This is a genomic window from Streptomyces sp. ICC4 (genome assembly GCF_003287915.1).
Lineage (GTDB): Bacteria > Actinomycetota > Actinomycetes > Streptomycetales > Streptomycetaceae > Streptomyces > Streptomyces tritrimontium.
The window spans coordinates 8,619,974-8,644,101 of sequence record NZ_CP030286.1; the positions used below are offsets into that span (position 1 = coordinate 8,619,974).

The window sequence follows — 24,128 nt, forward strand, 5'->3', positions numbered from 1 at the left end:
CACCAGCGCGGCCGCCGCTCCGCCCGGCGGGGTGGCGGCCGCCCGGGCCGACCTCTCGCTGACCAAGGCCGCCGAGACCCGCTCCCCCGTCGCCCCCGGGGAGCCCTTCCCCTACACGGTGACCGTGCGCAACGGCCGCCCGCCCGTGGCCCGGAATGTCACGGACACCGCACCCGCGCCCGCCGCCGCCCCGTCCGACGAGCGGCTCGCCCCCACCTCGCTGCTGCGCCGCCTGCTGGGCCGCCCCGAGCTGGGTGCGGTCGTCGGCGCGGCCGCCGTCTTCGTCTTCTTCTCCTTCGCCGCGGACAGCTTCCTGCGGGCCTCCAGCCTGAGCACGATCCTGTACTCGGCCTCCACCATCGGCATCATGGCCGTCCCGGTGGCCCTGCTCATGATCGGCGGCGAGTTCGACCTCTCCGCGGGCGTCATGGTCACCACCTCGGCACTGTTCAGCTCGATGTTCAGCTACCAGATGACGGCCAACGTCTGGGTCGGCGTGCTGGTGTCCCTGCTGGTCACCCTGGCCATCGGCTTCTTCAACGGGTTCATGCTGACCCGGACGAAACTGCCGAGCTTCATCATCACGCTCGGCACCTTCCTGATGCTGACCGGCCTGAACCTCGGCTTCACCAAGCTGATCAGCGGCTCGGTCTCCACCAAGACCATCGCCGACATGGAGGGCTTCGCCTCCGCGCGCGCCCTGTTCGCCTCGCAGTGGACCGTGGGACCGGTCACCCTGAAGGTGACCGTCCTGTGGTGGCTGGCCCTGGTCGCCGTCGCCACCTGGATCCTGCTGCGCACGCGCGCCGGCAACTGGATCTTCGCCGTGGGCGGCGGGGCGGACGCGGCCCGCGCGACCGGCGTCCCGGTCGTGAAGACCCGTATCGGCCTGTACATGGGCGTCGCGCTGTGCGCCTGGATCTCCGGCCAGCACATCCTGTTCTCGTTCGACGTCGTGCAGTCGGGCGAGGGCGTCGGCAACGAGTTCCTCTACATCATCGCGGCCGTCATCGGCGGCTGTCTGATGACCGGCGGCTACGGCTCGGCGATCGGCTCGGCCGTGGGCGCCTTCATCTTCGGCATGACCAGCAACGGCATCGTGTACGCCCAGTGGAACCCGGACTGGTTCAAATTCTTCCTCGGGGCGATGCTGCTGCTGGCCACGCTGCTCAACGCATGGGTGCGCAAGCGGGCGGAGGCGAAGTGACGACCACGGTGAAGGACGACGGCGGAGCCACCGCGCCCGCCCTGGTGAAGCTGACCGACGTCAGCAAGTACTACGGGAACATCCGCGCCCTCCAGGGCGTCTCCCTGGAGGTCTCGGCCGGCGAGATCACCTGTGTCCTCGGCGACAACGGCGCCGGCAAGTCCACCCTCATCAAGATCATCGCGGGGCTGCACCGGCACGACGCCGGCACCTTCGAGATCGAGGGCGAGGAGACCGTGCTCGCCAACCCGCGCGCCGCCCTCGACCACGGGATCGCCACCGTCTACCAGGACCTCGCCGTGGTCCCGCTGATGCCCGTCTGGCGCAACTTCTTCCTCGGCTCCGAGCCCACCAAGGGCCGCGGCCCCTTCCGCCGCCTCGACGTGGACCTCATGCGCGAGACCACCCGCGCCGAGCTCTTGCGCATGGGCATCGACCTGCGGGACGTGGACCAGCCCATCGGCACCCTGTCCGGCGGGGAGCGCCAGTGCGTGGCCATCGCCCGCGCCGTCCACTTCGGCGCGAAGGTCCTCGTCCTCGACGAGCCCACCGCGGCCCTCGGCGTCAAGCAGTCGGGCGTGGTCCTCAAGTACGTGGCGGCCGCCCGCGACGCCGGCCTCGGCGTGGTCCTGATCACGCACAACCCGCACCACGCCTACCTGGTCGGCAACCGGTTCGTGCTGCTCAAGCGCGGCACCATGGCGGGCAGCCACACCCGCGACTCGATCACCCTGGACGAGCTCACCCGCCAGATGGCGGGCGGCTCCGAGCTCGACGAGCTGAGCCACGAGCTGGAGCGGGTGGCAGAATCAGGACCTGAGGGCGCATCCGGCACCACATCCGGCACCACCGCACCATGAGGGACGACACGACTCGATGAGCACGTACCGGGACTTCACGCTCGCCCACCGGGGAGCGGCGCGAGGCACCGTCCTGCGGACCATCGGGACCCGTGAGCGCCGGTCGCACCTGACCGCCCCGCGCGTTCCGACCGTCGGCATCGACATCGGCGGCACCAAGGTGATGGCCGGCGTCGTCGACGCCGACGGGATCATCCTGGAGAAGATCCGGGCCGAGACCCCCGACAAGTCCAAGAGCGCCAAGGTGGTCGAGGACACCATCGTCGAGCTGGTCCTGGACCTCTCCGACCGGCACGACGTGCACGCGGTGGGCATCGGCGCGGCCGGCTGGGTCGATGCCGACCGCTCCCGCGTGCTCTTCGCCCCGCACCTGGCCTGGCGCGACGAACCGCTGCGCGACGCGCTCCAGTCCCGGCTCGCGATCCCGGTCATGGTCGACAACGATGCCAACACCGCCGCCTGGGCCGAATGGCGCTTCGGCGCCGCGCGCGGCGAGGACCACCTCGTCATGATCACGCTGGGCACCGGCATCGGCGGGGCCATCCTCGAGGACGGCCAGGTCAAGCGGGGCCGCTACGGGGTGGCCGGCGAGTTCGGCCACATGCAGGTGGTCCCCGGGGGGCACCGCTGCCCCTGCGGCAACCGCGGCTGCTGGGAGCAGTACAGCTCGGGCAACGCCCTGGTCCGCGAGGCCCGCGAGCTGGCCGCCGCCGACTCCCCGGTCGCGCACAACCTCATCGCCCGGGTCGGCGGCAACGTCCACGAGATCACCGGGCCGCTCATCACCGAGCTGGCCCGGGAGGGCGACGCCATGTGCGTCGAGCTCCTCCAGGACATCGGCCAGTGGCTCGGCGTCGGCATCGCCAACCTCGCGGCCGCCCTCGACCCCTCCTGCTTCGTCATCGGCGGCGGCGTCAGCGCCCCCGACGACCTGCTCATCGGCCCCGCCCGCGAAGCCTTCCGCCGCCACCTCACCGGCCGCGGCTACCGCCCCGAGGCCCGCATCGCCAAGGCCGAGCTCGGCCCCGAGGCCGGCATGGTCGGCGCCGCCGACCTGGCCCGGCTCGTCGCCCGGCGCTTCCGCCGCGCCACCCGCCGGCGCGTCGAACGCCACGAGCGCTACGCGCAGTTCGGCCGGCGCGACGCCACCGGCCCCGAAGACCAGGAAAAGCAGCAGTGACACCGCCCACCCCTGTCCCTTATAAACATCTGAAGCTGCCGACGAACCACCCAGAGGAGTTCACGGTGGTCGCCGTACACATAAAAGTGCGGGAGCGGCGGGGGCGGCCGTCAGGACCGGGACGGGCGGGCCGCGACCGCTCCGGGCTGCGGGTTCACGGGCGCCCAGGGCGCGTTGCAGGTGACGGCGCGCCCGTTGGTCTCGCAGTGGGTGTGGTAAAGCGTGCCCGTCTTGGTGAGTGCCTTGACCTTCACGTCGTTGCCCTGGATGGCCAGTGCCACGGAGCAGACGTCGGCCGGATAGCCGGTGACGGGTGCCACGGTGAGGTCGGTCCAGGTGAAATCGCCCCAGAAGCCGGCCATGTCGCGGGTGCGGCGGCCGAGGTGGGTCTTGCCGTCCTTGAGGACCAGGGCGAACTCCTCGGAGTTGTTGGGCATCTGGTTGTCCACCGAGGCGCACGGGCCCTGCGGGCCGGGGCGTCCCTGCGGGCCGACCGGTCCGAGCGGGCCGAGTGCTCCGCCGGTGCCGACGGGACCCGCGGCCCCTTGGCGGCCGGGCGGGCCCGCGAAGCCCTGGGGTCCCGCGGTGCCGGGCAGTCCGGGCAGGCCCTGCGCGCCGGGCGGGCCGGCCGGGCCTGCCGCGCCCTGCTGGCCCTGGGAACCGGCGGGGCCGGTGTCCCCGGTGCGGCCGGGGTCGCCCTTGGGCCCCGGGTCGCCCTTGCGGCCGAGGGGCCCCCGGTCCCCCTTGGAGCCCGCGGCCCCCGACTCGCCCTTGGGGCCCGGCGGGCCGGCGTCGCCCTTGGCCCCGGCTTCGCCCTTGGGTCCCGCCTCGCCCTTGGCCCCGGCCTCGCCCTTGGGCCCGGGGCCGCCCTTCTCCCCCTTGGAACCCGGCGGGCCGGCCGGTCCCTGCGAGCCCCTGGGCCCCTGGGGGCCGGCCTGGCCGGGGCACGGATGGGCGGTCCCCGGAGCCGCTCCGGGGCTCCCGAGCCGGGCGCAGCTCGTACCCGGGCCCCCGGACTCCGGTGCGGAAGCCGCGGCGCGGCCGGCCGGCTCCCCCGCCCCGCCGCCCTCGGAGGCGGCCGCGGGGACCGCGAATCCGCCCAGTGCCACCGCCACCGGCAGCACGAGGCCGCCCGCGAGCCGGGCCCTTCGTCCGGTTCTTGCTGTGGATGACATGCGAGTACCCCTTCGGCGAACGGAATGGTCGTGCGCTCCGGCCGGAGCGAGGGGGAGCATCTCCCGGACGGGGGTCCGATGAAGATCAAAAACGTTAATGTCGCCGCATCGTCAGCGAGTTGGTCCAACGACACGCGGTGGCGGTACGCCGAACAGCGGGGCGGCCGGACGCCCGGACGGGTCCGGTGGGAGCACCGGGCCGCGCGGAACCCTTGGACAGGGGCTGCGCGATGGGCTTCAGTGGTGCCGGGCGCCGCACACGTCGGCCGGGCGCCGTACGGGCCGGTGCCGGCGAGGACAGCGAGGTGTTCGGGGATGCGCGTCATGGTGGTGATGGGCGTGGCCGGGACGGGCAAGACGACCGTGGGCCGGCTGCTCGCCGAAGAGCTCGGCCTTCCGTACGCGGAGGGCGACGACTTCCACCCGGCGGCCAACGTGGCCAAGATGTCGGCCGGCACTCCCCTGGACGACACGGACCGGTGGCCCTGGCTGGACGCCATCGGCGAGTGGATGCGCAACCGGGCCGGCCTCAGCGGCGGGGTCGTCGCCGCCTCCGCCCTCAAGCGCGTCTACCGCGACCGGCTGCGCGCCGCCGCTCCCGGGACCGCGTTCGTCCACCTCACCGGGGAGCGGCCCCTCATCGAGAAGCGGATGGCGGCGCGCAAGGGGCACTTCATGCCCCTCGCGCTGCTGGATTCACAGTTCGCCACGCTGGAGGCGCTCCAGGCGGACGAGGCCGGCGTCCTCGTCGACGTGTCCGGGAGCTCGCAGGAGGTCGCGCACCGCGCCCTCGCCGCCCTGCGGCAGCTCCCCTCGGGCCAGGACCTGTAGGCCGTCTCTTACGGGGTGCCCGGGGGGCGGGGTTCGGCGAGTTGCGCCGCCGCCAGGTCGAAGCCGCCCGCCGCCGTGGCGCAGCGGTCGGCGAGGCCGGCCACCTCGGCGCGCAGCGCGTCGGCCCGCGGGCCCTGCCAGCGCAGGTCGCCCGCGGCGCGGCGCAGGCGCTCGGCGTGCGAGCGCAGGGCCGCCGAGTGGGCGCGCAGGCCGTCGGCCGGGGCAGGTGCGGGGGCGTCCGTCACCGGGACCTCCCCGGGGCGAAGGCGTCGGGGACGCCCGGGACGCCGACGAGATGGCTCCCGGTGACCCGGCCCCGGAAGTCCGCCAGCTCTCGCGCCGCGGACCGCGGGTCGTGGCACACCCGGACGGCCGGGTAGACGGTGGTGAAGTCCCGGCTCGCGGCGAGCAGTACGGCCGCCGGCCCGCCTGGTCCGCGGCCGATCAGGGCGAGTGTGGTTCCGGAGGGCACGAGGCGGCGCAGTGTCGCGGCCACCGTGCGCGCGTAGGCGGCGTACGCGTCGGCGGTGTGCCCGGAGTCGCCCGGCGGACCGGCGAGTTGGACCACGCACCGCTCGGTGCCGTCCGGTCCGGCGACCGTTTGGAGCAGCACGGCGCCACCGGCCCCGGCGATCCGATCGGCGTTGCGCCCGTACCCCGCCGGGGTACCGGTGGTGTCCAGCTCGGCGAGGAGGCCGGGGTCCGGCTCGGCCCAGGCCGGAGCCCGGTCGAAGAAGGCCCGGAAGGCGGCGCCGAGCCCGAGCAGCGGTTCGGCCGCCACGGCCCGGCCGGTGGCGACCTGCCAGCCGGCGTGGTCGTTGAAGGGGTTGTCGTCGGTCAGCGCGCTCCAGGCCAGGATGTCGGCGAAGGACGGGTTCAGCAGGGCGAAAGCGGGTCCGGCGCCCTGTCGGCGCACGAGGTCGCGGAACTCCCGGACGGCGTCGGCCTGCCGGTCCTCCTCGACGGCCCGGAAGACCTCCGCGGCGGCCGGGTCCGCCGGCATCCCCGGATTGCTCGTGCACGCGGCCCGGATCCGGCTCTTGAGGCCGCACACCGCGAGGCTGACGGCGAGGCTCTCCCGGCCGGCGAGCACTCCGGCCAGCCAGCCGGCCCGCGCGACGCCCCGGCCGCGCGGGGCCCAGCCGAGTCCGGCCGGGTCGGCGAGGACGCGCAGCAGCGTGCGCCAGGCCGTCCGGCGGCGACTGCCGCGGGCCAGGGCGGGGACCGGCAGCCGGGAGCCGAGGGCCAGCCGGGAAGCGTAGTGGGCGGCTTCGCCGACGGCGTCGGCCGCCTCGGCCAGCTCCCGGCACAGGGCTCCCAGCTGATCGGCGTCCGGGTCGGTGGACCCGGTGGTCGCGGAGGGCGCGGCGTCGGACATGGATTCCTCGTCGGGTCGGACGGACGGCGGGCGGGTGTCGCGGGCAGTACGGGCAGTACGTTGGGGGGCGTTGGGTTGGCGGGGCCCGCCCGGTCGGTGGCTTTGACAGTTGTCGGGTGGCGTCCCGGGCGTCCAGTGTCCTTCCGCGCCGGGCCGGCCCCTCAAGGGCGCTCCCTCCGGTCGCGTCGCTACGCGATGGCCTTCGGCCACCCTTGACCGACCGTCCCGTCCCGGAACAACACAAGACTCCCGGGATCCCCCCGAAGGATGGCCGGGGGGAGAGAAGGGGAGGGACGGCCCGGTCGCGGCAGCCCGCCTCTGGCGTTGAGGCGCACCAGATCGCTACACAGTCCCGGTTGGCATAGCGGCCGACGGCCGTCTGTGGCCGGGCATAAGCCGCACACCCGCCACACGTTCTCTGGCCGGCTTAGCGGCCGACGACCGTCTACGGCTGGCCATAAGCCGCACACCCGCCACACGTTCTCTGGCCGGCTTAGCGGCCGACGACCGTCTACGGCTGGACATAAGCCGCACCAGCGCCGAGACGTTCCCCTTCTCGACTCAGCGGCCGACGACCGTCTGCAGCCGGACATAAGCCGCCCAGGCGCAGCATTTGCCCCTCTGGGGAGGCGACTGCGGGTCGCCTGGGGTCGAACACAAGCCGCCGAGGGCGGTGGGGCGCCCCTTCGAGGAGGCGAGTGCGGGTGGGACGCCCTTCTGGTCCGCGAGGACCTTGAGTGGCCCTTTTTGTGCCGGTTTGGCGGCCGGTTGGGAGGTAAACGATCAGCTCTCGGACTCTAAGGACGAACGGATCACCCTCAGACGACATCAAGCCCCCTCCCCGCCCTTCCGGGCGCGGGAGAGGCCCTTTGTGCATCCTGCGTCAGTCCAGTGGGAGTGATTGGTGTGCAGCCACGATCACGTCGATGCGGTGCGCGAGATCGAAGTCTGCGTGGGTCAAGCGGTGGCCGGCATCGTGGGTGGTGATCGACGCGCGCAGACTGTCGATGCGGAGGTCCAGGTCAGCGTGGTGCTGGATGCGTCGGGACCGGTCCGCGATGGTCACGATCGCTGCGACGGCCGCGTGGTAGCGGATCTCGTAGGTGCGGGTGATCTCGTCACCCTTGCGCTCCCACCCCGGCAGTCCGGCCAGCTGCTCGGCGATCGCCTCGTCGGACAACGGCTTCGGTACGCCCATGTCAGCTCCCCTTGTTCACGGGCGCCAGGATCTCTGCGAGGTCCCGGCCTACCGGGGCATCGTGCCACGGCCTCATGGCCCGCTCCAGTCCGCGTAGTTCACGGTGCATCCGCGCCGATCGGGTCTCTGCCACGATCTCCACGGCAGTTCGGGCGATCTCCACTGCCTGCTCCGGCTCGCGGGCCAAGGCGGCCGCCGTAGCGTGCCGGGCGAGGTAAACGCCGCGGTCCCGGCGGGCGGCCGCGGGAACCGCGTGGAGCACTTGCGACTACAACGACTCCGCCTCCCGGCCCAGGCCGAGACGGCCATAGCAGGTGGCCCGCTGCACCTCGAGGTAGCCCGGGGTGCGCCGACAGGCGTTACCCCACGGCAGGTCGTCGTCCACGCGGGAGATGAGCCCGCCCGCAGTGTCGATGAGGCGGTCGACGGCGGTGCGGTCACCGGTGAGACTGGCGCCGTGGGCCTGTTGCTGCATCGCCATGACCCGCACCTTGGGGACAACGCGGTCGTCTTCGAGCACGGCCTCGCACAAATCGATGACGCCGTGCCCGTCCCCGAGATCGGTGCGGACCTGAGCAAGATTGACGAGCGAGTATCCGACAAGGTGCGGGTCGCGGGACCGGGCCGCGATCTCCTGCGTGATTCCCCGCCAGAACGCGGCCGCGCCGAGGTCACCAGCGTCCTGGTAGAGCCAGCCGACGAGGGCGGCGTACGCGGCGCCCGCCCGGAGGAGCCCGCGACGGGTCTCGCCCTTCGCGCTGCGGATGAGTTTGTCGATGAGCTGGAATTGAGCGCTGACGGTACCGACGAGGTCGTGAGGGCCAAGGAACATGTCGGCGCGGTAGTGACCTTCCAGCTGCTGCTGGAAGTAGTCGATGAGGGCGGGGTCGACGTGCTGGGTGGCGACGGGACCGGGCATGAGTGCGGCCGCCGTCACGGATACGAACGTCCTGCGTCTCACGTCGTCCTCCGGGTGGGCTTCGGGTCGGATCCAGCCTGCGGGCACCCGGAAGCCGAGTTCTTCAGGCCATCGGCCGAGTGCGTCGTGGAGCACCGTGGCAGTCTCTTCCGACGGCCAGCCCGGGCTGGTGCCTTCCCAGCGGCGCCACGTTCGCGCGGACACTTCGTACGAGCGGTCGTCGAGGAACTGCTGCCCGTGAATGCTGAGCGCCGCAGCGGCGGCGTCCATGCTGCGCCATCCGACCCGGAGTCGGGCGGCCCTGAGCGCGTCGTTTCGGTGGCCCATGGCCCCAGTCTGAGGTGTCATCGCACATATCCCCGGCCATGGCCGCCACGTGGCCATCGATGGCCATGCGATGGCCTATTTGCCCATCTGCATGCAGCGCAATCATCCACTTGCAAGCACTGGACGCGCTGACGAACCCGGGGTAAACCATGGCGACGCAAGCAGGCAGGAACCTCCAGGAGCTGATTGCCACGGCTCTCGCCCCCTATCCCGAACGCCCGCCCGCTGAGGGTGTGGCCCTTCTCATCGACGACCTCATCACGTGCGGCCAGCGGCTCCACGATGCCGCGGTACGCATTCCCCAGAACCAGCGGGCCCCCAAGATCACCAGCGCGGTCGACGAATGGGAGTACGTCTCGGCGGTCGGCCCGCGGAGTTCCGAGCCGAACGCGAATTGGAACCACGCCCGCGGCCTGGCCAGGATCGCGCGGGCCTTGATTTCGGCTCTCAGCGAGTACGAGTCGAGCGCCGTCCAGTGACGCGCTTCTGTTGCCACTGTGACCGGCCGATCCTGAGCAAGGACTACGAGACGATCCCCGGGCATTCGGCGTCCGGTGCCCGCCCAGACCAGCACGCTCACAACTGGACGGATCCAGAGTGCCGACCGATCCGAGTACGCGATCCGTGACCGAGCTCCTGCGGCAGGTCCTCTACGTCCTCATCGTCCTCGGTGTACTCACCTCCATCCTCGTCGGCATCTGCTGACCGGAGCTTCCCGAGGTGCCCCGACCGAGGTTTCGTCGTCGCGATCCCTTCCTTGACAGCGTCTCGGGCTGTCGGCGCCCAACGCAAGACGGCCTGTAGCCGCTATGCCGAGAGCGACTGTGTAGCGATCCGGTGCGCCTCAACGCCACGGGCGGGCTGCCGCGACCGGGCCGTCCCTCCCCTTCTCTCCCCCCGACAACCGTCGAAGCCACCCCGCACGCAGGTCTTGCCATTATACCCATCTGACCCTCCCGACGCCACGGCAGGCCTGACCGTCCAGTACCTCACCGGCCGGCAGGGCCCGCGCTGAGGGGCTCGTACAAGAGGCGTAACCGGGGGTGGCGGTCCGCGTAACACCCGCGTCGCATCGTGAACCGCATGCACACGCCGGGAGCCGCACCGGCAGAGACCGCCCCCTCCGCCGCCACCGCGCCGCCACACCCGCCGGCCCGGACTTCGACGTCCTGGCCATGGACCCGGGGGACTGGCCGGGCAATCTCGGGGCCGGGCTGCTGCCCGCGCCCGACGGCAGCTGCCAGGGTGTCTTCCTCCGCTACGACCTCTTCGGCGGACGCGGCCCCGCGATGATCATCGGAAACCTCCCCGAGGGTTCCCCCGCCCGCGACCTCTCCGAGGGCCAGGTCCCCTTCGAGGTGGCCCAGCTCCTCGACGCCCTCGAGAACGAAGAGGACGTCGAGGTCACCGGCGCCGAGGACTGCCCCGTCATGCAGGGCGACAACCTCCTCATCGTCCGGAAGATCAAGCTCTCGGAGAGCCGGATCAGCTGCGTGCAGTTCGACCGCAGCGACAATGTGCTGGTCACCATCGCGAGCTGGGACCGACCGATCACCGACGACCTGTACGCGCTGCTGAAGCCGCTGCCCGCCGAGCTCTTCCAGCAGGGCTAAGGCGCGACCAGACCCGCGGCGGGACCCGGGCCGTCAGACGGCCCGGATCCGGTGGGCGGCCCGGCCAGCCTCACGCGTCCGCGATGTCGTTCGCCGCCACGTAGCCGAAGGTCATCGCGGGACCGATCGTCGATCCGGCCCCCGCGTAGCTGTGCCCCATGACGGCCGCACTCGCGTTGCCCGCCGCCCACAGGCCCCGGATCACCGATCCGTCCGCCCGCAGCGCGCGGGCCCGCGCGTCCGTGACGATGCCTCCCTTCGTGCCCAGGTCGCCCGGCACGATCTTGAAGGCGTAGAACGGCGGAGCCCAGATCGGCGCCAGACACGAGTTCGGGCGGACGCCAGGGTCCGTGTAGTAGTGGTCGTAGGCCGTGTCGCCCCGGTGGAAGTCGGGGTCGGAGCCGTTCCACGCCTGCGCGTTGAACCGGTTGAGCGTGGAGCGCAGGGCGCCCGCCGGCACCCCGATCTGGTTCGCCAGGGCGTCCCAGGTCAACGCCTTCTTCGCCGCGCCGACCTCGTACCAGGAGTCGGGGAAGACGATCGTCGGCAGGACGTCCCTGAACAGGTACTTGTTGCGGTAGTTCTGGTCCACGATCAGCCAGGCCGGGATGTGCGAGCCGGCCGCACCCCGGTCCTTCTCGTACATCACGTGCACCACATCGCTGTACGGGGCCGCCTCGTTGACGAAGCGGGCGCCCTTCCCGTTGACCATCAGGCCGCCCGGCAGGGTCCGTTCGGCCAGGCAGAAGTACGGCTCGTTCGGCAGCGGGATCGACGGCCCCCACCAGGCGTCCTCCATCAACGACAGCGCCGCTCCGGCCCGTTGGCCGGCCCGGATGCCGTCGCCGGTGTTCTCCTTGGCGCCGATCGACCACTGGGTGCCGATGGGCTGCTGCTGGTACTGGGCGCGCATCTCCGCGTTGTGCTCGAACCCGCCCGAGCCGATGACGACGCCCTTGCGGGCCCGTACGACGCCCCGTACGCCCTGCTTCTCCACGACGACACCGGTGACCGTGCCGCCCTCCTGCACCAGGTCGACGAGGGGGCTGTTCAGCCACACGGGGACCCCCGCCTGCATCAGCCCGGCCCGCAGCCCGGTCGCGAGCGCCTGGCCCATGGTCAGCGGCTTCTGCCCGCACAGCGCGGCCGCCGTGCCGCGCGCCAGGCATTCGGTGGACACCGCGAGGCCCTTGGCGTTGACGGCAGCGATGTTGAGCCACTTGTAGTCCTGGCTGAACACGACCATTCCGGCGGGCACCGGCATGTACGCCGGGTTCAGGTGGGCCAGTTCGGCGCCGAGGATGTTGCCGTCGATCTGGTCCGGCTCGATGGAGCGGCCGTTGGGGAGCCCGCCGGGGAGTTGGGGGTAGTAGTCGCTGTAGCCGTCCATGAAGCGGAACCGCAGCGGGCTGTTGGCCATCACGAAGTCCAGCATCCGGGGCCCGTTGGCGAGGAAGGCCGCCTGCCGGTCCGCCGAGGAGCCGTTGCCGACGACGGCCGCCAGGTAGGCGGCCGCCTTCGCCGGGGTGTCGGGGACGCCCGCCCCCAGGATCACGGAGTTGTTCGGCAGCCAGATCCCGGCGCCCGAACGGGCGGCCGATCCGCCGAAGGTGGGGGCCTTCTCGACCACGAGCACGCTCAGGCCCCGTTTGGCGGCCGCGAGCGCGGCGGTCATCCCGGACGCCCCGGATCCCACGACGACGACGTCGTACTCGCCGAGGGGGACACCGTCCGCGGCGCGCGCGGCGGCCGACGGCAGCACGGTGGCGGCGAGCACCCCGGCGCCGGTCCCGGCGAGGACCGTCCGGCGGGAGGGAAGGGCGGAACTCGGTTCGGAACGCGCGGCGGAGGCTGTTCTCGCGGTCATGGGCAGGCTCCAGCGGAGAGGGGGTGTGGGGGTGGATCCGGCATTCTGATGCCGAGTCAGAAAAGGTCTTCGGGGGATCATGTGAAGTCAAGGCATACGCGCCAGTCGCACCGTCCGGAACCGGCCGACGAACCCTGGCCGGGACACGAAGGAATCCCGTGGCGCGCACACCGGATGTGCGCACCACGGGATTCCGGGAGACGGGCCGTCAGGTCTTTGCGGTCACCGCACGAACAGTGCTAGTGCTGTGACCGGAAAGGTTCACCGGGTCGCGGCGCCCGGCACGGCACCTCGCCGCGTTGTCGGACCACACCGGTACGTCCAGTACGAGGCGTGGTCCTCCGCCTTGCGATGCACCGCACCGGACACCGCGACCCGGCAAACCTTTCCGGTCACAGCACTAGGTCGTCCGGTTGGGCGTGAAGTCCTCCACGTGCGCCGTCCCGCCGTCCGCGCCGGCCGGGGGTCCGTAGTTGGCGTACGGAGTGACGCCCGCGAGCCCCTGCCCGTCTCCGTCGGCGGCTCCGCCGCCGGCTGCCACGACCGCCGCCACGGCGAGCCCGGCCGCGATCACCACGGCCAGCGCCTTGCGCATGCGCATGGGTTCCCTCCCCCTGTTCCGCTCCCGCGCGCGCGGGAGTCACCGTCATTCTGCCCTCGCTCCCACCTGTCCGAAAAGCGCTGTCAGGGCTGTCGGTCTTCGCTGCCTGCGGCTTTAACGGGCGTTTAGCCGTGGGGAGTCCACTCCGGGTGTCTGCCGCAGGGGTGCGGCCGGATTCGTTTCACGCCGGATCGGGGATCCGGCGTCACTTGGGGAAGTTGACACGATGCCGCCCCCGGCTCCGGCCGGCCCCACCCGCAGGGTGCCGCTGGGGCGGCTGATCGGCGCCCGCAGCGGGGACAAGGGCGGCGACGCCAACGTCGGGGTGTGGGCCGAGAGCGCCCCCGCCTGGGAGTGGCTCCGCGACACCCTCACCGTCGACGCCTTCCGGCGGCTGCTCCCCGAGACGGCCCCGCTGGACGTGACCCGCGCCGAGCTCCCCAACCTCCGCTCCCTCAACTTCACCGTCACCGGCGTCCTCGGCGACGGCGTCGCCTCGGGCCACCGCTTCGACCCCCAGGCCAAGGCCCTCGGCGAGTGGCTCCGCTCCCGGCACGTGGACATCCCCGTCGCCCTGCTCGGGCCGCCCCCGGAGGTCCCCGTACCCACCACCGCCCCGGAGGGGACCCCGTGACCCGCCTCAAGACCGCCGTCGACCCGCTCGCCCCCGAGCACGCGCAGGCCCGTACCGCCGCCCTGGAACGCCTCGCCGAGCTCGACTCCGCGCACGCCGGAGCCCTGCTCGGCGGCGGCGAGAAGTACACCGCCCGCCACAAGACGCGCGGCAAGCTCCTCGCCCGCGAGCGCATCGAGCTGCTGCTCGACCCGGACACCCCGTTCCTGGAGCTGTCCCCGCTCGCCGCCTGGGGCAGCGACTACCCGGTCGGCGCCTCGATGGTCACCGGCATCGGCACGGTCGAGGGCGTCGAATGCCTGGTCACCGCCAACGACCCCACCGTCCGGGGCGGCGCCAGCAACCCCTGGACCCTCAAGAAGGCCCTGCGGGCCAACGAGATCGCCCGCCAGAACCGGCTGCCCTGCATCAGCCTCGTCGAGTCCGGCGGCGCGGACCTCCCCTCCCAGAAGGAGATCTTCATCCCGGGCGGCGCGATCTTCCGCGACATCACCCGGCTCTCGGCGGCAGGCATCCCCACCATCGCCGTCGTCTTCGGCAACTCCACCGCGGGCGGCGCCTACGTCCCCGGCATGTCCGACCACACCATCATGATCAAGGACCGCTCGAAGGTGTTCCTCGGCGGTCCGCCGCTCGTCAAGATGGCCACCGGCGAGGAGAGCGACGACGAGTCCCTCGGCGGAGCCGACATGCACGCCCGGACCTCCGGCCTCGCCGACCACTACGCCCTCGACGAGCACGACGCCATCCGCCAGGCCCGCCGCGTCGTCGCCCGCCTCAACCACCGCAAGGCCCACGCCGATCCGGTGCGCGCCGAAGAACCCCTCCACGACCCCGAGGAACTCCTCGGCATCGTCCCCGCCGACCTCAAGACCCCCTTCGACCCCCGCGAGGTCATCGCCCGCATCGTCGACGCCTCCGACTTCGACGAGTTCAAGCCCCTCTACGGCACCAGCCTGGTCACCGGCTGGGCCACCCTCCACGGCTACCCGGTCGGCATCCTCGCCAACGCCCAAGGCGTGCTGTTCAGCGCGGAGTCGCAGAAGGCCGCCCAGTTCATCCAGCTCGCCAACCAGCGGGACATCCCGCTGCTCTTCCTCCACAACACCACCGGCTACATGGTCGGCAAGGAGTACGAGCAGGGCGGCATCATCAAGCACGGCTCGATGATGATCAACGCGGTGTCGAACTCGAAGGTCCCCCACCTCTCCGTTCTGATCGGCGCCAGCTACGGCGCCGGCCACTACGGCATGTGCGGCCGCGCCTTCGAGCCCCGCTTCCTCTTCGCCTGGCCCAGCTCCAAGTCCGCCGTCATGGGCCCCGCCCAGCTCGCCGGAGTGCTCTCGATCGTGTCCCGCCAGTCGGCGGCCGCGAAGGGACAGCCCTACGACGAAGAGGCCGACGCCGGCATGCGCGCCTTCGTCGAGGCGCAGATCGAGTCCGAGTCCCTGCCGATGTTCCTGTCCGGCCGGCTGTACGACGACGGGGTCATCGACCCGCGCGACACCCGAACCGTCCTCGGCCTGTGCCTGTCGGCCGTCCACAACGCCCCCGTCGAGGGCGCCCGTGGCGGCTTCGGCGTCTTCCGGATGTGAGCCCGCACATGACGAACCTGAAGAACCTGACCTCCGTCCTCGTCGCCAACCGCGGCGAGATCGCCGTCCGCGTCTTCCGCACCGCCCGCGCCCTCGGCCTGGCCACCGTCGCCGTCCACTCCGACCCCGACGCAGACGCCCTGCACGTGCGCGAGGCCGACGCGGCCGTACGGCTGCCCGGCGCGGCCCCCGCCGACACCTACCTGCGCGGCGACCTCGTCATCAAGGCCGCCCTCGCGGCGGGCGCCGACGCCGTCCACCCCGGCTACGGCTTCCTCTCCGAGAACGCCGGCTTCGCCCGCGAGGTCCAGGCCGCCGGACTCACCTGGATCGGCCCGCCGCCCCGGGCCATCGAGGCCATGGCGTCCAAGACCCGGGCCAAGGAGCTGATGCGCGCCGCCGGCGTCCCCCTCCTGGAGCCCGTCGACCCGCACACCGCCACCGCCGCCGACCTCCCCCTGCTCCTCAAGGCCGCGGCGGGCGGCGGAGGCCGCGGGATGCGGGTCGTACGGGACCTGGACGCGCTCAAGGAGGAACTGGAAGCCGCCTCCGCCGAGGCGCGCTCCGCCTTCGGTGACGGCGAGGTCTTCGCCGAGCCCTACATCGAACGGGGCCGCCACGTCGAAGTGCAGATCCTCGCCGACTCCCACGGCACCGTCTGGGCACTCGGCACCCGCGACTGCTCCCTCCAGCGCCGCCACCAGAAGGTCATCGAGGAGGCCCCGGCGCCCGGCCTGCCCGAAGCCCTGCGCGCGAGCCTGGCCGAGGCGGCCGTCGCCGCCGCGCGGGCGGTCTCGTACCAGGGCGCGGGCACCGTCGAGTTCCTCGTCACCGCGGACGGCCGCCCCTTCTTCCTGGAGATGAACACCCGACTCCAGGTGGAACATCCCGTCACCGAGGCCGTCTTCGGGCTCGACCTCGTCGCGCTGCAACTGCGGATCGCCGAAGGCGCCCCGCTGCCCCTGACCCCTCCCCGGCCCACCGGGCATGCCGTCGAGGCCCGCCTCTACGCCGAGGACCCGGCCCAGGACTGGCGCCCGCAGACCGGGACGCTGCACACCCTCGCGGTCCCCGGCGAGGTCCGCGTGGACACCGGATTCACCGACGGGGACGCCGTCTCCATCCACTACGACCCCATGCTCGCCAAGGTCATCGCGCACGCCCCGACCCGCGCCGAGGCCGTCCGGGCCCTCGCCCGCGCCCTCGCCGGAGCCCGGATCCACGGGCTCACCACCAACCGCGAACTCCTCGTACGGTCCCTGCGGCACCCCGAGTTCACCGCCGGGCGGCTCGACACCGGCTTCTACGAACGCCACCTGCCCGCCCTCACCGAAACCGCCCCCGACGACACTGGGGGCCATTCACGAGGGGGCGGACGGATAAGTCAATGCACGGACCCGGCAGCAACTGATGTCCCATCAGGAGATGTCAGGGTGAGGGCGGCGGGGCCGAGTTCGGGGTCGGGGTCCAGGCCGTCGGGACCGGACTCGAAACCGGGGCCGGGGCCGGGGGCGGCTCCCCCGCCCGTCCCGGTCTCCCGGAAGGCCCGCCGGTAGGCCGTCGGACTGACACCGAGCGCGGCCTGTACGTGCTTGCGCAGCGACTGCGCCGTCCCGAAGCCCGCCTCGCGCGCCACCTGCTCCATGGGCAGGTCGCTCTGCTCCAGCAGCGAGCGGGCCCGCTCCACCCGCTGCCCGACGATCCACTCGCCGGGGCTGAGCCCCGACTCCTCGCGGAACCTGCGCGTGAAGGTCCGTACCGACATCGCCTCCTGCCGGGCCAGGTCGGTCAGCCGCAGCGGCTCGTGCAGCCGGTCCAGCACCCACGCGCGGGCCGCGGTGGTCGCGGAGCGCTGCGGCCGCGGCACCGGGCGCTCGATGAACTGCGCCTGTCCGCCCTCGCGGTGCGGCGGTACGACGGTGCGCCGGGCCACGTCGTTGGCGACGGCCACGCCGTGGTCGCGGCGCACGATGTGCAGGCACAGGTCGATGCCGGCGGCGACCCCGGCGGAGGTGAGCACGTCCCCGTCGTCGGTGTAGAGCACGCCGGGGTCGACCAGTACGGCCGGGAAGAGCTGCTGGAAGTGTTCCGCGGAGGCCCAGTGGGTGGTGGCCCGGCGGCCGTCCAGGTACCCGGCGGCGGCCAGGACGTAGCCGCCCGTGCAGATGGAGACGAGCCGGGTGCCGGGCCTGATGTGCGCGAGCGCGGCGGCGAGTTCGGGGGTGAGCCGGCCCTCCGCGTGGACCGGGCCCAGCTCGTAGGAGGCGGGGACCACCACGGTGTCGGCCGTGGCCAGCAGTTCCGGGCCGTGCTCGACGTGGATGTCGAAGTCGGCGTCCGTGGGGACCCGTCCGGGGGCCAGCCCGCAGGTGAGGATCTCGTACAGCGGCCGCCCGGCGGCTCCGTCCTTGGCCCGGCCGAAGATCCGGTGCGGGATCCCGAGCTCGAAGGGCAGCAGCCCGGCGAGGGCCAGTACGACAACGCGGTGGGCACGGTGCGCGCGAGTCTCCATGGCCCGATTGTATCGAAGGGTGTCAGTCAGGCCACTGTCGTACGGGGTCCCGCCGACCGGAAACTGTCGTCGTGACGCAAACAGCCCCCGGCCCCGGCCCCTCCCCCGACCCCTCGTCCGCACCGGCACCGACGACCTCGCCCGGCTCCGGGCCCGGCCCCGCGTCCGCCGACGCGCCGCAGCAGCCGCAGGGGCCGCAGCGCCCGCACCGCGTCCACCGCGCCTGGTTCGTCGCGGCCGTCGCCTTCGTGACGATCATCGGCGCGGCCGCCTTCGCCTCCCTCCCCGGACTGCTCATCGAGCCGCTCCACGAGGAGTTCGACTGGTCGCGCGGCACGATCGGCCTCGCCGTCTCCGTGAACCTCGCGCTGTACGGGATCACCGCGCCGTTCGCCGCCGCGCTGATGGACCGCTTCGGCATCCGGAAGGTCGTCGCGGTCGCGCTGACCGTCATAGCCGGCGGCTCGGTGGCCACGGTCTGGATGACCGCTTCCTGGCAGCTGATCCTGTACTGGGGCGTCCTGGTCGGCCTGGGCAGCGGCTCGATGGCGCTGGCCTTCGCGGCGACGGTGACCAACCGCTGGTTCACCGCCCGGCGCGGCCTGGTCACCGGCATCCTGACCGCCGCCGGGGCCTCCGGACAGCTGGTCTTCCTGCCGCTGCTGGCCTGGCTGGTGGAGAACCACGGCTGGCGCCCGGCGTCGGTGACCGTCTCACTGGCGGCCCTGGCCGTCGTGCCCTTCGTCTGGCTCCTGCTGCGCGACCACCCGGCCGACATCGGGCTCGCCCCGTACGGCGGCACGTACGCACCGAAGCCCGCGCCCGTCCCGGGAGCCGCCCGCCGGGCGGTGGGCGTACTGGCCAAGGCGGCCCGTACCGGCCCCTTCTGGCTGCTGGCCGGCACCTTCGCGATCTGCGGGGCCTCGACCAACGGCCTGGTCAAGACCCACTTCATACCCTCGGCCCACGACCACGGCATGCCGGTGACGGCGGCGGCCGGACTGCTGGCGGTCATCGGCGTCTTCGACGTCATCGGGACCGTCTTCTCCGGCTGGCTGACGGACCGCTTCGAATCGCGCCGCCTGCTCGCGGTCTACTACGCCCTGCGCGGGATCTCGCTGCTCTTCCTCCCGATGCTGCTGGCCCCGTCCGTGCACCCGCCGATGGTGTTCTTCATCGTCTTCTACGGCCTGGACTGGGTCGCGACCGTCCCGCCGACGATCGCACTGTGCCGCGAGCACTACGGCGAGGACGGCGCCATCGTCTTCGGCTGGGTCCTGGCCTCGCACCAGATCGGCGCGGCGGTGGTGGCCTTCCTGGGCGGCCTGGCCCGCGACGCCTTCGGCTCGTACGACCCCGTCTGGTACGCGTCGGGCGCGCTGTGCGCGGTGGCCGCGCTGATGGCGATGGTCATCCGCCGCCGCACCACGACCGAGGCCGTCACGGCCTGAACGGCCGCACGGCGACGGTCCAAGCGGTGCTCCGGCCTAGGCGCCCGCCGCCGTGGTGGATTTCAGGGTGCCGTCCGGGCCCGCCAGGAGGACCGGGGTGTCCGGGCCGCCGAGGTCGCGGACCGCCGCGCGGTCGGCGTCGGAGGGGGCGTCCGCCGCGCTGACGACCGCGGCCGCCTCCAGGGACTGGGCTCCGCTGGCCACCGCCATCGCGACGGCCGTCTGGAGCGCGCTCAGCTTGAGGGAGTCCAGCTCCACGGTCCCGGCGACGTACGTACGGCCGGTCTCGTCCCGGACCGCCGCCCCCTCGGGCACGCCGTTGCGGGCCCGTGCGCTGCGCGCCAACGTGATGATCTTGGTGTCTTCGGGGTCGATCCCGGTGCTGTCGGTCATGGTCCGAAGCATATGGAGCGCGTCCGCGGGGCCGCACGACGACCCCGCGGACACGCTCTCCCCTCCACCCCCGGCCTCCCCCCCGCCGCCCCCGCCCGCCCGTCCGGAGTCCTCGACGCCGCCGGGGCCGTCGGGGGCGCCGGGCCCGCCGGTGCGCGGTACGGCGGCCTCCGCGGTGACCCCGTCGGCGGCGACGGCCAGCGGCCGGGCCGCCTCACCGGCCCGCAGGAGGTCGCGGGTGGCCGCCTGCGCGATCCAGGGCGCGAGCAGGTAGCGGACCGTGCCCCCGGCTCCGCCGTCGGCGGACCGGCTCAGCGCCAGAGCGGCGGCGGTGGTCACGGTCAGGGCCGACGGCAGGGGTCGGCGGGTCAGGAGGCGGCGGGGGCCTTCGCGGCCTTGTCCGGTGCGCCGGAGAGCAGTCGCAGGGTCTCGGCGTGGAAGATCTCGTTGCCCCGGGTGGTGACGTCCAGGAGCAACTGCCGCTGCTCCCCGGTCAGTGTGGAGAGCAGTTCGCCGAGGGCGCCCCGGTATCCGGTGAAGACCTTCTCGACCCGCTCCGCGAAGGCCTCGGGAACGGCTTCGACGATGACCCGCCTGCGGTCCCCGGGGTCGGGGCGGCGCCGTACGAACCCGGCCTTCTGCAAGTGGTCGATGACCGCGGTGATGGCCCCGCCCCGGCTGAGTCCGACGCGCTCGGCGAGCCGGCCGGGGGTCATCGGCCCTTCCAGGTCGAGCAGGCTCAGGCAGTTGAAGTCGGTGGCGTTGAGGCCCACCGACTGGGCCACCGCGGACTGGAAGAGGACCGTGCGCGCGGCCTGCACCCGCAGTGCCGTCGCGAGCGACAGCAGCGTGGCGAAGGAGGGGTCCTCTTCGCTGTGCGGTTGCATCCTCGAGCTGCCTTCCTGCCGGTCCGGTGCGGTGTGGTGCGGACAGCGTACTGGCGCGGTCCGGCCCGGGTGCGTCCGGTCCCGGCAGGTCAGCGGGGCTGCCGGGAGCGCAGGGCCCGGTCCACGCGCAGGCGCACGGCCTTGGCGGCCACCGCGAACAGCGGTCCGGAGGTCGGGAACGGCTTCACCCGGCCGTTGTGGAAGGACGCGACCGTCCAGCGGTCCCCTTCGCGGACCAGGACCAGCGTCTGCCTCGACCGCCGCTTGGCGGTGACCTCGCGCTGCCAGGGGAAGAGCGCGGCTCCGGTGGAGACCACGACGGCGGTGTGCTCGTCGACCATGCGGACGCTCTCGATGTCCTCGCACACCAGCCGGGTGCCGTACAGCATCGTGCGGAACATCAGGTCGTGCGTGTCCGCGATCTCCTGACGGCCTTCCAGCACGACCCCGTTGAACTGGACGTACGCGGCGTCCGGCGTGAACAGCCCGGCGTATCCGGCGCCGTCGGCGGCATTCCAGTGCTCGGACAGCCCGTCCAGCAGGGTCCGGACCCCTTCGAGGACGGCGGGGCCGGCGGGGCCTGCGGTGGTCTGCGTCTGCATGACGATCCCCTTTGCTCTCTTTCCGCGTTTCTCGTTTTCCGTATATCTCTAATTTAGAGAGATATGGCGGAGCCCGTCAACCCCCGCGCCCGCGGCGACGGCGGCGCTCCACCGGGACTCAAGCCGGAATCGACCACAACTCCCTTTGATGAAAGGTGAATTCACTACCCTGACCGATATGTGGTTCATCGGATTTGGTGGCGCATTTGCCGTGATCGTCCTCCCGGCGATCCTGGGCAGGCGCATGCTCGGCATGGATGCGGGCGTCCTGCGCGTGATGGTCGCCGCGGTGGTCGGCGTCTCGGTTTCCGGGACGCTCATCGGGCCGCAGTTGCAGGTCAGAGGCCCACTCCTGTTCTCCCTGATGGTCGGCGTGGGGCTGCTGACCGCGATGGTCTGCCTCGTCGTCCTCGATCTGGCGCTGCCGTCCGGCGGGATGCGGCCGCTGGGCTGGATCCCGTCGGTCCGCGCCCGGCTGTCACGGGCCCGGCGCTACTCCGAGATCGTCGCGATCCTCGGCCGCCACGGCCTGCGCCCCTATCTCACGGGCCGGGCCAGAAGCGCCGACGGCACCCGGCACGCCCACCTGGCCCGGGAACTGCGCGGGGCCCTCCAGGCGGGCGGCACCACCTTCGTGAAGCTGGGACAGGTGATGTCCACCCGGCGCGACCTGCTGCCCGAGGCGTACGTCGAAGAGCTCAGCCACCTCCAGGACCAGGTGCCGCCCGCACCCTGGCCCGCGGTGGAGGCCATCCTGCTGGAAAGCCTCGGGGCGCCCACGGACGAGGTGTTCTCCGAGTTCGACCGCGAACCGCTCGCCGCCGCCTCCGTCGCCCAGGTGCACGCGGCCGTGCTGCGCGACGGCACGCGCGTCATCGTCAAGGTGCAGCGGCCCGGGATCCGCGAGGCGGTCGACCGGGACCTGGACATCGTCGCCCGCCTCGCCCGGACCCTCCAGGTCCGTGCGGACTGGGGCCGCAGCCTCGGGCTGACCGAACTGGCCCAGGGGTTCGCGGTGGCGCTGCGCGAGGAGCTGGACTTCCGGGTCGAGGCCCGCAACATGACCGCCGTGAGCCGGGCCGCCGAGGCGCGCCGGGACGACAGCGTCGTCTTCCCCGTGCTGTGCGGGGAACTGAGCGACGACCGCGTCCTGGTGATGAGCCGGATCGACGGAACACCGCTCGGCCAGGCCCGCCCCGACAGCCCCGAGCACGGGAGGAAGCTGGCGAAGACCCTGCTCACCGCGCTGCTCGACCAGATCATGTACGACGGGGTGTTCCACGCCGATCCGCATCCGGGCAACATCCTGCTGCTCCCCGACGGAAGCCCCGCCCTGCTCGACTTCGGCTCGGTGGGGCGCCTGGACAGCGGGCTGCGCTCCGCCATGGCCGGGCTGTTCCTCGCCGTCGACCGCGGGGACCCGGTGGCGCTGTGCGACGCGCTGCTGGAGGTGACCGACCGGCCGGAGGAGGTCGACGAGCAGCGGTTGCAGCGGGCGCTCGGGCAGTTCAGCGGCCGGCACCTGGGGCACGGGTCCGCTCCCGACGTGGCGATGTTCACCGCCCTGTTCCGGCTCGTGGCCGAGTTCCGGCTGACGGTGCCGCCGGAGCTGGCGGCGGTGTTCCGGGCCCTGGCCACCCTCGAGGGCACCCTGCAGCGGGTGTCGGACGGCTTCGACATCCTGGACGCGTCCCGCTCGTACGCCGCCGCACGGTTCGCCCGGCAGCTGGAGTCGGACAACATACGGGGCACCGCGCGCGACGAGATGATGGCGCTGCTGCCCGTACTGCGCCGGCTCCCCCGGCGCCTCGACCGGATCGGCGGGGCGCTGGAGGAGGGGCGGCTGGGGCTGAACATCCGGCTGCTCTCCGACGCCCGCGACCGGCGGGTGATCGGCGAGCTGCTCAGCCGGGTCCTGCTGACCTTCCTCGGGATCTTCTTCGGGGCGCTGGGGGCGCAGCTGCTGAGCATCGGGGGCGGCCACATGGTGAGCGAGCGGCGCAGCGGGCCGCCCTCGCCCTGGCCGCCCTCGGCGACCAGCTGCTCCACCGGCTTGCGGCGCATCAGGGGGTGGGGCGCCTTGCGGGGCTCCGAGGTGAGCGGTGGCGCCTGGCCGTGATCGAGCACGAGGGGAGACGTGGCGCTGACCGTGCTGGGCAGCGGGGAGTCCTCCCGCCTGCACAACCGCCTGGTACGCCGCGACCAGACCGCCGTCGCGGCCGGCTTCGGCATGGCGCGGCTGGCCGGCGCCGCGGCTACCGGCGGCGGGCCGCGCCGTGGGCGAGTGCGTCGCCGACGACCCGGATGGCCCGGGCCAGCCGGGCGAGCTGCCTCAGCTCCCCCGCGTACATCCTGATCGAGGTCTCGATGACCGCCTCGGCCACCCCGAGGCCGGGGAGTTCGGCGCGGCTGGTCTCCAGGGCCACGCGTACGGCGCGCATCTCGTGCTGGACCTGGAGCTGGGCATGGCGGGCGAGCAGTACGGGGCTGCGGGTCAACGTCGCGTAGCCGGCGTAGCGGGCCGGGACCAGGTCGCGGAGCCATCGGGTGGCCGTGCGTTCCCAGTCGTGGTTCCCGGGACGCTTGACCTGGCTGGGCCAGTCCGGGCTGTGCGTGACGAGCGTCGTCTGAGACATTCTTGCCGCTTCCACAAGGTGTCGAACGGTGATCGAGAACGTGCCGGTGGCGGCCTCGGCCCAGGGGTTGGCCGAGGCCGCGGGGGCGCTCCGGGTTCCGAAGGCCGGACGGGACGCCTGGTGCGACGTGAGGAGGAGGTGCGTCGCACCGGGTGTCTGTTCTGGGAGGGCTGGGGTGGCTCTCCTGGCGTCTTGACGGATGACCGCGCCGCCATCAGTAAACATATATACCGTTGAGTAAGCAAGAGTATGAAAATATTCA

Annotated in this window: 21 protein-coding genes and 2 pseudogenes; 11 read left to right on the plus strand and 12 right to left on the minus strand. The window is 72.6% G+C overall.

The features are described from left to right. Window positions 1-145 precede the first annotated feature (145 nt). Genes DRB89_RS40565 through DRB89_RS40575 form a run of 3 tightly spaced genes read left to right on the plus strand, consistent with a single transcriptional unit; the run spans window position 146 to window position 3,247 of the window. Window positions 146-1,207: an ABC transporter permease gene (locus tag DRB89_RS40565; protein ID WP_112463959.1), complete on the plus strand. Its 1,062-nt coding sequence runs from the start codon at window positions 146-148 to the stop codon at window positions 1,205-1,207. After that, window positions 1,177-2,067 (plus strand): ATP-binding cassette domain-containing protein, encoded by an 891-nt coding sequence (locus DRB89_RS40570; RefSeq protein ID WP_239516636.1) that lies wholly within the window; start codon window positions 1,177-1,179, stop codon window positions 2,065-2,067. Before DRB89_RS40565 ends, DRB89_RS40570 begins: the two co-directional genes overlap by 31 nt. Window positions 2,068-2,083: 16 nt before the next feature. Further along, window positions 2,084-3,247 carry an ROK family glucokinase gene (locus tag DRB89_RS40575; protein ID WP_112463723.1) on the plus strand — a complete coding sequence of 388 codons (1,164 nt, stop codon included), beginning with the start codon at window positions 2,084-2,086 and terminating at the stop codon, window positions 3,245-3,247. A 110-nt stretch (window positions 3,248-3,357) separates the two neighbouring features. Here the strand turns inward: DRB89_RS40575 and DRB89_RS40580 are convergent, their stop codons facing one another. Next, window positions 3,358-4,422 (minus strand): hypothetical protein, encoded by a 1,065-nt coding sequence (locus tag DRB89_RS40580; RefSeq protein ID WP_162688938.1) that lies wholly within the window; start codon window positions 4,420-4,422, stop codon window positions 3,358-3,360. A 315-nt stretch (window positions 4,423-4,737) separates the two neighbouring features. On the opposite strand from DRB89_RS40580, the gene DRB89_RS40585 reads away from it, so the two are divergent. Continuing rightward, entirely contained in the window at window positions 4,738-5,253 is a 516-nt protein-coding gene (locus tag DRB89_RS40585; RefSeq protein ID WP_112452882.1) for a gluconokinase, read from the plus strand. 8 nt (window positions 5,254-5,261) lie between these two features. Here DRB89_RS40585 and DRB89_RS40590 read toward each other — a convergent pair whose 3' ends face one another. The 4 genes from DRB89_RS40590 to DRB89_RS40605 form a co-directional block, all read right to left on the minus strand. After that, entirely contained in the window at window positions 5,262-5,498 is a 237-nt protein-coding gene (locus tag DRB89_RS40590; protein WP_112452883.1) for a hypothetical protein, read from the minus strand. Next, window positions 5,495-6,631 carry a hypothetical protein gene (locus DRB89_RS40595; RefSeq protein WP_112463725.1) on the minus strand — a complete coding sequence of 379 codons (1,137 nt, stop codon included), beginning with the start codon at window positions 6,629-6,631 and terminating at the stop codon, window positions 5,495-5,497. The genes DRB89_RS40590 and DRB89_RS40595 overlap by 4 nt, the downstream gene beginning before the upstream one ends. 883 nt (window positions 6,632-7,514) lie before the next feature. Then, window positions 7,515-7,829 carry a 4a-hydroxytetrahydrobiopterin dehydratase gene (locus tag DRB89_RS40600; protein ID WP_112452549.1) on the minus strand — a complete coding sequence of 105 codons (315 nt, stop codon included), beginning with the start codon at window positions 7,827-7,829 and terminating at the stop codon, window positions 7,515-7,517. A 268-nt stretch (window positions 7,830-8,097) separates the two neighbouring features. Next, window positions 8,098-9,018: a Twin-arginine translocation pathway signal gene (locus DRB89_RS40605; RefSeq protein ID WP_239516638.1), complete on the minus strand. Its 921-nt coding sequence runs from the start codon at window positions 9,016-9,018 to the stop codon at window positions 8,098-8,100. 206 nt (window positions 9,019-9,224) lie between these two features. On the opposite strand from DRB89_RS40605, the gene DRB89_RS40610 reads away from it, so the two are divergent. After that, window positions 9,225-9,554, plus strand: coding sequence for a DUF6415 family natural product biosynthesis protein (locus tag DRB89_RS40610; RefSeq protein WP_112452548.1), 330 nt, complete (start codon window positions 9,225-9,227; stop codon window positions 9,552-9,554). Between the two features lie 690 nt (window positions 9,555-10,244). Beyond that, entirely contained in the window at window positions 10,245-10,688 is a 444-nt protein-coding gene (locus tag DRB89_RS40615) for a hypothetical protein (RefSeq protein ID WP_162689025.1), read from the plus strand. A 70-nt stretch (window positions 10,689-10,758) separates the two neighbouring features. Here DRB89_RS40615 and kstD read toward each other — a convergent pair whose 3' ends face one another. Further along, window positions 10,759-12,555 (minus strand): 3-oxosteroid 1-dehydrogenase, encoded by a 1,797-nt coding sequence (gene kstD, locus DRB89_RS40620; protein ID WP_204357950.1) that lies wholly within the window; start codon window positions 12,553-12,555, stop codon window positions 10,759-10,761. Window positions 12,556-12,955: 400 nt separating this feature from the next. Next, complete coding sequence (locus DRB89_RS40625) at window positions 12,956-13,156, minus strand: hypothetical protein (RefSeq protein ID WP_112452912.1); 201 nt, start codon at window positions 13,154-13,156, stop codon at window positions 12,956-12,958. Window positions 13,157-13,382: 226 nt separating this feature from the next. Here DRB89_RS40625 and DRB89_RS40630 point away from each other — a divergent pair. The 3 genes and pseudogenes from DRB89_RS40630 to DRB89_RS40640 form a co-directional block, all read left to right on the plus strand. After that, window positions 13,383-13,790: pseudogene (locus DRB89_RS40630) on the plus strand (exopolyphosphatase); the annotation flags it as partial. Continuing rightward, entirely contained in the window at window positions 13,787-15,385 is a 1,599-nt protein-coding gene (locus DRB89_RS40635) for a carboxyl transferase domain-containing protein (protein ID WP_112452869.1), read from the plus strand. The pseudogene DRB89_RS40630 and the gene DRB89_RS40635, both read left to right, overlap by 4 nt. Before the next feature lie 8 nt (window positions 15,386-15,393). Continuing rightward, a pseudogene (locus tag DRB89_RS40640) lies at window positions 15,394-16,728 on the plus strand (biotin carboxylase N-terminal domain-containing protein); the annotation flags it as partial. 41 nt (window positions 16,729-16,769) lie between these two features. Here the strand turns inward: DRB89_RS40640 and DRB89_RS40645 are convergent. After that, on the minus strand, window positions 16,770-17,897 hold the full coding sequence (locus tag DRB89_RS40645; RefSeq protein WP_112449278.1) for a helix-turn-helix domain-containing protein: 1,128 nt from the start codon (window positions 17,895-17,897) through the stop codon (window positions 16,770-16,772). A gap of 71 nt (window positions 17,898-17,968) precedes the next feature. Here DRB89_RS40645 and DRB89_RS40650 point away from each other — a divergent pair, with 71 nt between their 5' ends. After that, window positions 17,969-19,348: an MFS transporter gene (locus DRB89_RS40650; protein WP_112449277.1), complete on the plus strand. Its 1,380-nt coding sequence runs from the start codon at window positions 17,969-17,971 to the stop codon at window positions 19,346-19,348. Window positions 19,349-19,384: 36 nt separating this feature from the next. Here the strand turns inward: DRB89_RS40650 and DRB89_RS40655 are convergent, their stop codons facing one another. The 3 genes from DRB89_RS40655 to DRB89_RS40665 all read right to left on the minus strand — a co-directional run bounded on the left by DRB89_RS40655 (window position 19,385) and on the right by DRB89_RS40665 (window position 21,230). Next, complete coding sequence (locus DRB89_RS40655) at window positions 19,385-19,741, minus strand: cytidine deaminase (protein WP_112453495.1); 357 nt, start codon at window positions 19,739-19,741, stop codon at window positions 19,385-19,387. A gap of 368 nt (window positions 19,742-20,109) precedes the next feature. Beyond that, the gene (locus DRB89_RS40660) at window positions 20,110-20,628 is read right to left on the minus strand and encodes a MarR family transcriptional regulator (RefSeq protein ID WP_112451429.1); all 519 of its coding nucleotides are present in this window, start codon (window positions 20,626-20,628) and stop codon (window positions 20,110-20,112) included. Window positions 20,629-20,717: 89 nt separating this feature from the next. Beyond that, window positions 20,718-21,230 carry an SgcJ/EcaC family oxidoreductase gene (locus DRB89_RS40665; RefSeq protein ID WP_112451430.1) on the minus strand — a complete coding sequence of 171 codons (513 nt, stop codon included), beginning with the start codon at window positions 21,228-21,230 and terminating at the stop codon, window positions 20,718-20,720. Window positions 21,231-21,408: 178 nt separating this feature from the next. Between DRB89_RS40665 and DRB89_RS40670 the strand changes: the two genes are divergently transcribed. Further along, window positions 21,409-23,349 (plus strand): AarF/UbiB family protein, encoded by a 1,941-nt coding sequence (locus tag DRB89_RS40670; RefSeq protein WP_162688939.1) that lies wholly within the window; start codon window positions 21,409-21,411, stop codon window positions 23,347-23,349. 136 nt (window positions 23,350-23,485) lie between these two features. Here DRB89_RS40670 and DRB89_RS40680 read toward each other — a convergent pair whose 3' ends face one another. Continuing rightward, window positions 23,486-23,866, minus strand: a complete 381-nt coding sequence (locus DRB89_RS40680) for a hypothetical protein (protein WP_112452929.1) — start codon at window positions 23,864-23,866, stop codon at window positions 23,486-23,488. Window positions 23,867-24,128 lie beyond the last annotated feature (262 nt).